The 1,986-nt window shown below is 64.5% G+C and carries 2 protein-coding genes; both read right to left on the reverse strand.

Going from position 1 to position 1,986, the window contains the following annotated elements:
- The coding region (locus VFQ05_06205; protein HET9326344.1) for a hypothetical protein at positions 1 to 1,199 on the reverse strand (1,199 nt) is incomplete at its 3' end.
- A 336-nt stretch (positions 1,200 to 1,535) separates the two neighbouring features.
- A partial coding sequence (locus tag VFQ05_06210; protein ID HET9326345.1) for a hypothetical protein occupies positions 1,536 to 1,986 on the reverse strand: 451 nt, incomplete at its 5' end.

The raw sequence follows: 1,986 nt of genomic DNA on the forward strand, positions 1-1,986 counted from the left end.
CCTTGACGATTGATGTGCTGGCCGTAGACATCCGCCTCGATGCCGTTCGAGCTGGGCGACTGTGACCAAGCCAATGTGGCGCCCCCGTTCCAGTCCGGAATCATGACGGGGTAGAGTTGGCTTTGGGGCCCTGTTGAGACCGGAGCTCCGGTTGATCCCCAAAGGAGTCTGCCCGCTGCATCGAACTTCTGTGCGCGGCAGTCGGTCTCGTCGTCATAGGACCGATCGACGACCTCGGACCACGAGACGATCGTCCCTCCGTCGCCATCGGCAATCATCTGCAGCCCGAATCGATTCAGGGGTCCATGAGGCCCGATCGATTCGGCCACGCGTACGCCGACGGAGTTCCACAACATCGCACCGCCGGCATCGACGTGCTGCACGAAGTGGTCGACCGAACTGAGGTCGCGGCGCGTCATGCCGATGTACACGCCGCCGATCTGATCGGGGACGACACCCACCGCCGATTCCGTCGTGGCGTTGGCCACCGTGATTCCACCATCGATCCAGCTCGGGTCGCCGGCGGCATCGATCCTTTGGGCACGGAGGTCCTGGAGTCCCGGCCATGCGACGACGAATCCGCCGTGACCATCGTCACCTACTGCAAGTGTTCCCTGGATGGTCGAAGCCGCCAAGACGAGCCCGTTGGAACCCCACAGTGGTTCTCCATCTCGGTCGATGCGCTGGGCGAGGATCGAGGTCAAGGTCTGCCCCGGCTCCTTCCACGCGATCACGATGCCGCCGGCGCCGTCCGATGCATAGCTCGGACGAGTCTTGGAAAGATCGCTTTGCGAGACCCTGCTGGGTGCACTCCACAAGAGCTTCCCGCTCGCATCGATCCGCTGGACGTAGAGCTCCCCGGTTGTCGGGGTGCTGGCGACGAGCCATGCCAGGAAAATGCCTCCAGCGCCGTCGGGAACCAAGCCCGGGGAGTCCCCAAAGGCGACTCCATCCGTGCCCGAGATGTCGGTGCCGTAAGGCGTCAACAGGGTGCCGTCGGCCAGAACCCTCTGGAAGCGGAGCTTCGTGGAGAAGACAGGCGAGTGAGCGGTCACGACCCATGCCGCGAAAGCTCCACCGGCGTTATCCGACGCGATGGAGGCACCGCTCACGGCGGTGGGTGGACCCACGTTCGACAACCGTACGCCCTCGGGTGCCCAGACGAGCCGGCCCAGTCGGTCGACTCGCTGTGCCGTCATCGCTGGTGCTCGAATGAGGACGATCGAGCCCCCCGACCCGTCCGAGCAGATACCGAGACAAGGCTGGTCCTCGGGTCCAGTGGCGATCGGCAGGCCGGGGCCCGGTGAATTGGGCCAGTTGGCGAGCGCGGGAATCGGGGCCAGGGTAACGAGGGGAAGAAATAGCCAGAAACTCGAACGGTGCTTCATAGACACCCTCCTGCGACCGCATTACGCCCGGGTGTCGAAGGCGCGAGGGGAGGGAGGGAGAACTGCCGCGCCATGAGGGACGCTAGACCTGCCACCTGACCGGCTCAACCAAAAAAAACGTCGTCTACGGAGAGGCGGGAGTGCCGGTCACCGTGGTTTCGCTCGGCGCGAAGCGGGACGCGCAGATCCGGCGCGGCGTCGCGGTTCGCTGACCTTCACGGTTGGCGCCGGCGTCTCGGGATCGAGCTGCCAGACGCCTTCGTTCCAGCGCTTGATGGCCTCGCCGGCTTCGAATCCCGTCATTCCCTTCAACTGAGAAGCGCCCTGTCGCAGGACCTGCATGGCTTCCTTGTGCCGGTAACGGAGCAAGTACGCCGCGGCCGTGACGCGCACATCGGGGCGCAGGTCGGTCATCAGAATCGCGAATGCGTCACGCCCGGCGTCCCCATACTGCTGGACCAGCTTCTGGAACGCTCGGCTGCTCTTTGTAGCGAAGGCATTGCCAGGACGACCGTGATTCCAGATCGCATCGGTCTGAGCGATCGTGTTTTCGCGAAACACGCTCACCAGGCGGGCGATCTCCTTCTGCGCGTCCTTC

It is taken from the genome of Candidatus Eisenbacteria bacterium, from assembly GCA_035712145.1.
Classification (GTDB): Bacteria; Eisenbacteria; RBG-16-71-46; order RBG-16-71-46; family RBG-16-71-46; genus DASTBI01.